Below are 6,807 nucleotides of genomic sequence, written 5' to 3' on the forward strand. Positions count from 1 at the left end.
GCACCGACCCACCCACCGGACCGAAGGCGCTACACGAACCCCCACCGGACCGCGACGGGCCGCCGCAGGCATTTCAGGGGCGCGGGGAACTGCGCAAAACCGCCCGCCCCCACCGAGCCGCACCCGCCCGAACCCGCAGTGCCCCGAAGGCCCAACCGAACCCCTACTCCGCCGACCCGTACAGGCGGTCCCCCGCGTCGCCGAGACCCGGCACGATGTAGCCGTGTTCGTTGAGGTGGTCGTCGACCGCGGCCGTGACGACCGTGACCGGCGTCCCCGCCAGCTCGCGCTCCATGATTTCGACACCCTCCGGCGCGGCCAGCAGCACGACCGCCGTCACATCGTCCGCGCCGCGCTTGATGAGCTCACGGATCGCCGCCACCAGCGTGCCGCCGGTCGCGAGCATCGGGTCGAGGACGTACACCTGCCGCCCGGAGAGATCCTCCGGCATGCGCGCGGCGTACGTGGTCGCCTGGAGCGTCTCCTCGTTGCGGATCATGCCGAGGAACCCCACCTCCGCGGTGGGCAGCAGCCGGACCATGCCGTCGAGCATGCCGAGCCCGGCCCGCAGGATCGGCACCACCAGCGGCCGGGGGTAGGACAGCTTCACACCGGTCGTGGCGGCCACCGGGGTCCGGATGTCGACCGCCTCGGTGCGCACGTCGCGCGTGGCCTCGTAGGCGAGCAGGGTGACCAGCTCGTCGGCGAGGCGGCGGAAGGTCGCGGAGTCGGTGCGCTGGTCGCGCAGCGTGGTGAGCTTGTGGGCGACCAGAGGGTGGTCGACGACGTGGAGACGCATGGCCACAACAGTAGCCGGGTCCACGGAACCCCTCGCGCTGGCGTCAAACGGCCCGACCGGGGGAAAGTGGGAGGGACGGACTGGGGTGGTGAACCGATGCCTGACCTGCCTGAGAACGAACCGTCGTCACAGGAGACCGACGCCGAGCGCCGGCGCCGACGCGCGCAGTTTCTGCGCGACCTCGCGGAAGCCCGGGAGCTGCGCGACCGGGTCCAGCCGCGCCGCGCGAAGGTGGCCCGGCTGCGGCACGCGATGCGCATGCGGACCTTCCGTTGGTAAGAAAGATCACGCGCCCCGGGGCGCCCGGGACGCACCGAAGACGCACTGGAGGCGGACCCAAGGCGTGCTGAACAGGTGCCCGTGCGTGGGGCCTTGGAAAAGCCGCGTACGATCCCGCTCGTGGCGGCGACGAGTGCGCTGGTGAGTACTTCACCGACGTGCCGACGCGCGTGCGATCAAAACCACCGGACACAGGGTGCCGAAGACGTCCCCTGAACGCCTTGTTTCTGCCACGATTCCGAGTGGGTGGGGCTCGGAGCCGAGCTCTCCCCGCCCAACCTCCGCCGGGGGGACCCCCAACCGGCACGCCTATGACCAGTGGGAGAGTCACGGTGTACTTCGCCGCACTGCTCGCGCGCACCGAAGACGGGTGGGAAGCGAGCGACACGGAGCTCCTCGACAATGTGGAGACGCTGTCGGATCTGGCCGACCTCGCCCGGGAAGCCGCGGCCGAGGACGACACGGTGCTCGTGCTGATCGAACAGGAGGACGCCTGGTTCGGCGTCGTCCGCATCGACGGCGAGGACGACCCTCGTATCTATGTCTCGGACGCCGCCGCCGCTGCCCGCAGCTCGTACGGCGAGATCCTGCTCACCGACGAACTGCTCGGAAGGGAGCCCGGCGACGACGGCCCGGACCTCGACGCCCTCGACCTCGACGGCACCGAGGACGGTGAGGACGAGGACGAGGACGACGAGGACGTCACCGCCGGGGCGGGCGGCTCCGGAGAGGCCGTGCCGCACGGCCCGGTCGGTGACGCGCAGGTCCTCGACGACCTGGGTGTCAGCGAGAAGGAACTGAAGGCCCTGTCGGAGGACGCCCTCACCGAGATCGCCGAGTCCCTGGGCGCCTCGGAGGTCCTGGAGACCGTCCGCTGACCGCAGGGACCGAGATGGAGGGCGTCCCGGACCCGGTACGGGACCCCTGGCGGGCCGCTATGCGGCTCGCCCTGGACGAGGCCGGCCGGGCGGGCCCGGACGTGCCGGTGGGCGCCGTCGTACTGTCCCCGGACGGTACGACCGTGCTCGCGGCCGGCCACAACGAACGCGAGGCGGTCGGGGATCCCACCGCGCACGCGGAGGTCCTCGCGATCAGGCGGGCGGCGGCGGAGCTCGGCGAGTGGCGGCTGACCGGCTGCACGCTCGTCGTCACGCTGGAGCCCTGCACGATGTGCGCGGGCGCGATCGTGCAGTCCCGGGTGGACCGGGTGGTCTACGGCGCCCGGGACGAGAAGGCGGGCGCGGCCGGCTCCCTGTGGGACGTCGTCCGCGACCGGCGCCTCAACCACCGCCCCGAGGTGATCGAGGGCGTCCTCGCGGAGGAGTGCGCGGGGCTGCTCACGGAGTTCTTCCGGGGCCGCTGAATACCGATTTCAAAGCACGCCCCACCTTGCTGTAGGGTCTCCCTCGGTAGCGTGTCCGAGCGGCCGAAGGAGCTCGCCTCGAAAGCGAGTGTGGCGCAAGTCACCGAGGGTTCAAATCCCTCCGCTACCGCAGGTACACGAGGGGCCCGGTTCAACGAACCGGGCCCCTCGTAGCGTTCCCGTCTCAGTTTCCGTCTCATTCGGAAGTCGCCGGCTTCCCGGGCAGCCTCCCAGCGTGGGACCCAACCTCGCCCTTTGGCACATGGCACGTTCGGCAAAAGCAGTACCTCAAGGCCAGAACAACGGGATACGGTCACTGAGTGACATATGAGTTCAAGGGACTTGACGGTCAAGACCCCGAGGGGACCACTGTCGCTGGCCAGTGCCCGCACTGTGCCCATCAGGCGACACTCACCTGCACCTCGCACCGAGAACTAGAAGGCACCCGAGAGTCGAACAGGAAGCCTAGCCGCGCCCGACATGTGATGACCCTCAGGTGTGACTGGTGCAAGGCAGAGAGCGTCTTCCTGCGCCGCGCTGACATCGAGACGCATCAGATCTCGTCGCAGCGCTACACGGTAGTCCTCGCTACCAGGGACCTGGAACAGGTCTGGCCGAAGAAGACCCCGCGCGAGCTGGCTCCCGAGGCCCCAGAGACCGTCCGCGAGGTCTTCGCGGAAGGCGCACTGGCCGAAGCGGCTGGCGCTTTCCGTCTTGCTGGCATCGGATACCGGGCGACCGTCGAGCAGATCGTCAAAGAGCGGGGGGCGAACGGCAAGAACCTCTATGAGCGCATCACCGCGCTTAAGGATCTTGGTGCGTCGCAGGAGATCGTGGACGCTTTCCACGAAGCCCGCTTTGTCGGTAATGACGCGGCGCATGATGCCTTGGCCTACTCGGCTGAGGAGATCGCTGACATTGCCGAACTCATCCATGAGGCCGTGTTGGTGCTGTACGTCCAACCGGCCCAGCGGGCCAAAATGGCAGCACAGCGCGCCGCACGGCGTACAGCAGCCAAGCAACCGTCGGTGTAGCTCGCCGGGGGCAGCTCCAGAACCTGCCCCCGGCGGTCACTGCGTCGATCTCACGGTCCCGGCAGACCCATTTTCATGATCGGTCGGCCCCGTCACTGCCTGGCTTCCAGATGAGTCCATCCACCTGTCGAGCCACGTCGCTTCGGACTGAATCCACCATGTGTTGATAGCGCGCGGCCATGGCCGTGGTGGACCACCCCATGAGCCCCATCACGGCCCGCTCCGAGACTCCGAGAATCAGGAGGACCGTGGCGGCGGTGTGGCGAGCGTCGTGCAGGCGGCCGTCCCGCACCTTCGCGTCTTCGAGTAGTTCCTTCCAGTCGTCGTAATCCGTGCGGGGTGACGTGCCCTTCCCGGTCGACGTCGCGAACAGCCATCCTTCGTCATTCCAGCCGTCGCCGGCCGCCGCACGTTCGGCGTCCTGCTTGGCCCTGTGGACCTTGAGCAGGTCGACAAGCTGAGCAGGCAGACCGACCGCACGCCGACCCGCGCGGGACTTCGTGTCGGCCGTCTCGGGATTGGTCCGCTGCCGCTGCGGGCAGTAGCCGGGCTTCCTGCCGCAAGAGTCCCCGCACCCGTGGGCGTATCGCGGACGACGGCGACTCCTTCGGACCATCAGAACACCCCGCTCCAAGTCCACGTCCGCCCACTTGAGGCCGAGCGCTTCCCCCTGCCGCAGGCCGAGTGCAAGCGCCACGGCCCAACGTGCGGAATTGCGGCGACCGTCGGCGGCTCGCAGGAGCCGCTGCACCTCCTCAACGGTGTACGGCTCCACCTCCTCTTCCCGGACGCGGGGTGCCTTGGCGAGTTGGACGGGGTTCCGTCCCAGGTGGCCGCGCCGTACCGCCTCGTTCAGGGCCGTACGGAGGGTGCGGTGAATCTGGTGGATCGTTCCGGCCTTACGGCCGTCGGCCTGCATGTTCCCGTAGAAGCGCTCGATGTGCTCCGGCCTGAGCTTGTCGAGCCGGTGGGCCCCAAGTGCCGGGATCAGGTGCTTCCGTACGGCCACGCCGTATCCGACCATGGTGTTCTCGTTCACGGCGAGGGGCGCGATGGTGTCGATCCAGTGGGTCAACCACATCGTGACGGTCCATGCCTTTCCCGGCTTGGCAAGGGACTTGTCGTCGCGCCGCTTCTCCAGCTCACGGACGGCTGCCGTCACTTCAGCGCGGGTCTTGCGTTCGACATGGCGCCGGTCCGGCTTACCGTCGTCGCGGATACCGACGGTCACGCGGCCGTGCCACTTTCCGTCGTTCCCCTGGTAGATAGACGATCGGCCGTTAGGCTGACGGGTGCGCTTCTTGTCTTCCGCCACGGGCGGACTCCTTCGGGTGAGGGTGAAACAGCCGGAGCGCCACCCCGCAGTGGGGTGGTGCTCCGATGAGGGACGGGTCAGGCCGCGCGCTGTTCAGCGCGGCGACGGGCGAGGTAGGCGGCCGGGGCATCAGCGGGCACGCGCCGGAGCCCGCCGACCATCAGGGACTCCAGCTCTCCGGTGCGGATGAGGGCAAAGCAGGTGGTCCGGCCGATACGGAGGCAGTAGGCAGCCTCTTCGACGGTCAGGAGAACGGGGGCCGGGGCGTCGGCCTCAACGAGCCGGACGGTGTCCACGCTGGCGATGCTCATGCGAGGTCTCCTCGGGGCAGTCCTTCGGGGGGGTCTCTGAGGGGCGCTACTTCCGCTACCGCCGCTACCTTGCAGGTCAGGGGCCTGTTGGAGGTAGCGGGAAGGGGTAGCGGTAGCGGATGGGTAGCGGGGAGGTAGCGGCAACCGGGGCGGGTTGCCGCTACCGCGTTGTTGCTGGTCAGGCCGCGTTTTCGGTGCCGGGTAGCGGAGGTAGCGGACTTTCCGGGGGTGGGGGGCAGTAGCGGGCCCACGCGTCCCACAGATCGGCGGCGTAGTAGCCCTTGAGGACGCTCCCGGCGGCCTTGATGTTGCGGGAGGTGATCGGCTCGTTGTCCGCCGTCATGTACTCCGCGAGCATCTTGGACAGGCGCCGGTTGTCGAGCGGCTTGCCGTGCAGGTCCGCCCACGGCGCGTCATCCAGGGCGTTGAGCCGGTCGAGGATGGCGACGGTGGGAAGGCGGTCGATGCCGACCAGAACGTGATCGCGCAGGTCGGTCAGCAGCCGCACCCCGAGGCTGCCTCTGTCGTTGGCCTTGGACGCGGTCACCAGCGCCACGCACGCGGCGCGGGCCCGGTCGGGCCATTCCCCGCCGGCCGCGTCGGCGATGGCGAGCAGGGGCTCCCACACGTCCGCCGGCCGGTCGGTCACGCCGTCCGGCATCTCCGGCCAGGCCCCCATGACGGAGTCGCGGGCCCGCTCGGTCCACTGCGCAAGCCGGTCCCGCAGGGCGTGTCCTTCCGCTTCGTGCAGGCGTGCACGGAAGGCTTCCACCCGCTCGTTGCGGGCCCGGCGGCGCATGCGGATGATGACCGAGCGGGTCATGATCGTGTCCGGGAGTGCCCCGAGTCCTGCGACCGCGACCGCGCAGTACGAGGGGAATGCCTGCACGGTCTGGTTGCCGCCGTCGCCGATGCACCGGTAGGTGACCCCGGTACGGCGGTGTCCGGCATTGAGGAACCCGCGCAGTTCCTCGTTGTCGCCTGCCTTGGGCCCGAAGATCGTGTCGATTTCGTCGAACAGGATCGTCGGGCGGCCGTTGGGGTTGGACACGGAGCGGAACAGGGCGGCGGCGGACGCGTTCACGGCCGTCATCGGCGCGGGCACGAGGGTTTCGACGACTTCCAGCGCCCGTGACTTCCCCGAGCCCGGTTCCGGCGAGAGGAACGCCAGACGGGGGGTGGAGTCGAAGCAGTCGAGCAGGTGAGCGTGCGCGTCCCACAAGGCGACGGCGACGTAGGCGGCCTCGTGGGGGAAGACGTTGAAGCGGCGGTGGAAGGCTTCCACCTCGTCGAGCAGCGCGGCCCCGTCGATGGTGGGGGTCATGCGGCGGCCCTTCCTTCCTGGTCGTTCCGGCCCGGGCAGGTGGCGCGGTGTGTCTCGTACTCCGTGACCAGCGCGGCCACCGTGCGGGGGCCGGTGGCGGTGCGGGTGCGTCCGCAGGAGCAGGCGTAGGCGGCGGTGGGGGTATCGCCGTAGCGCTTGGACCAGCGGGCCCCGTCGTAGTGGTGGCGGTAGACCGGCGGGGCGTAGATCCGCAGGCCGGGCCGGTCGGGAGTGGGGTTGCCCTGGTCGCCTGTGTGCGGGTCAGAGCTTGCTGGGACGCCCTGACGGGCGGCGACCTTCGGCCCGCCAACGGCCGCCGGATCCGCAGGCCATGGGGCGGCCTGCGGGCCGGGAGGGGTGGTGGGGATGCTCTTCAGGGAGG

The 6,807-nt window shown here is 69.6% G+C and carries 9 protein-coding genes and 1 tRNA gene; 5 read left to right on the top strand and 5 right to left on the bottom strand.

Annotation, left to right across the window (positions count from 1 at the left end; translation table 11 throughout):
- Positions 1-163: 163 nt before the first annotated feature.
- Positions 164-799: a uracil phosphoribosyltransferase gene (upp, locus tag AOJ26_RS26110; protein WP_053850800.1), complete on the bottom strand. Its 636-nt coding sequence runs from the start codon at positions 797-799 to the stop codon at positions 164-166.
- 96 nt (positions 800-895) lie between these two features.
- Between upp and AOJ26_RS26115 the strand changes: the two genes are divergently transcribed.
- The 5 genes from AOJ26_RS26115 (at position 896) to AOJ26_RS26135 (ending at position 3,475) form a co-directional block, all read left to right on the top strand.
- Positions 896-1,078, top strand: coding sequence for a hypothetical protein (locus AOJ26_RS26115; protein WP_053850793.1), 183 nt, complete (start codon positions 896-898; stop codon positions 1,076-1,078).
- Positions 1,079-1,410: 332 nt separating this feature from the next.
- Complete coding sequence (locus AOJ26_RS26120; RefSeq protein ID WP_053850794.1) at positions 1,411-1,956, top strand: hypothetical protein; 546 nt, start codon at positions 1,411-1,413, stop codon at positions 1,954-1,956.
- A 14-nt stretch (positions 1,957-1,970) separates the two neighbouring features.
- The gene (gene tadA, locus AOJ26_RS26125) at positions 1,971-2,441 is read left to right on the top strand and encodes a tRNA adenosine(34) deaminase TadA (protein WP_053850795.1); all 471 of its coding nucleotides are present in this window, start codon (positions 1,971-1,973) and stop codon (positions 2,439-2,441) included.
- Between the two features lie 45 nt (positions 2,442-2,486).
- Positions 2,487-2,571 (top strand) — tRNA-Ser (locus AOJ26_RS26130).
- A 355-nt stretch (positions 2,572-2,926) separates the two neighbouring features.
- Complete coding sequence (locus tag AOJ26_RS26135) at positions 2,927-3,475, top strand: DUF4145 domain-containing protein (protein ID WP_053850796.1); 549 nt, start codon at positions 2,927-2,929, stop codon at positions 3,473-3,475.
- Between the two features lie 73 nt (positions 3,476-3,548).
- Here the strand turns inward: AOJ26_RS26135 and AOJ26_RS26140 are convergent, their stop codons facing one another.
- From AOJ26_RS26140 to AOJ26_RS26155, 4 genes are all read right to left on the bottom strand, one after another.
- Positions 3,549-4,790, bottom strand: a complete 1,242-nt coding sequence (locus tag AOJ26_RS26140) for a tyrosine-type recombinase/integrase (protein ID WP_053850797.1) — start codon at positions 4,788-4,790, stop codon at positions 3,549-3,551.
- A gap of 77 nt (positions 4,791-4,867) precedes the next feature.
- Entirely contained in the window at positions 4,868-5,101 is a 234-nt protein-coding gene (locus AOJ26_RS26145) for an excisionase family DNA-binding protein (RefSeq protein WP_053850798.1), read from the bottom strand.
- 178 nt (positions 5,102-5,279) lie between these two features.
- Positions 5,280-6,425 (bottom strand): DUF3631 domain-containing protein, encoded by a 1,146-nt coding sequence (locus tag AOJ26_RS26150; protein WP_053850799.1) that lies wholly within the window; start codon positions 6,423-6,425, stop codon positions 5,280-5,282.
- Positions 6,422-6,802: a hypothetical protein gene (locus AOJ26_RS26155; RefSeq protein WP_234358673.1), complete on the bottom strand. Its 381-nt coding sequence runs from the start codon at positions 6,800-6,802 to the stop codon at positions 6,422-6,424. The genes AOJ26_RS26150 and AOJ26_RS26155 overlap by 4 nt, the downstream gene beginning before the upstream one ends.
- Positions 6,803-6,807 lie beyond the last annotated feature (5 nt).

Source organism: Streptomyces sp. NRRL B-24085 (assembly GCF_001282115.1).
Taxonomy (GTDB): Bacteria; Actinomycetota; Actinomycetes; order Streptomycetales; family Streptomycetaceae; genus Streptomyces.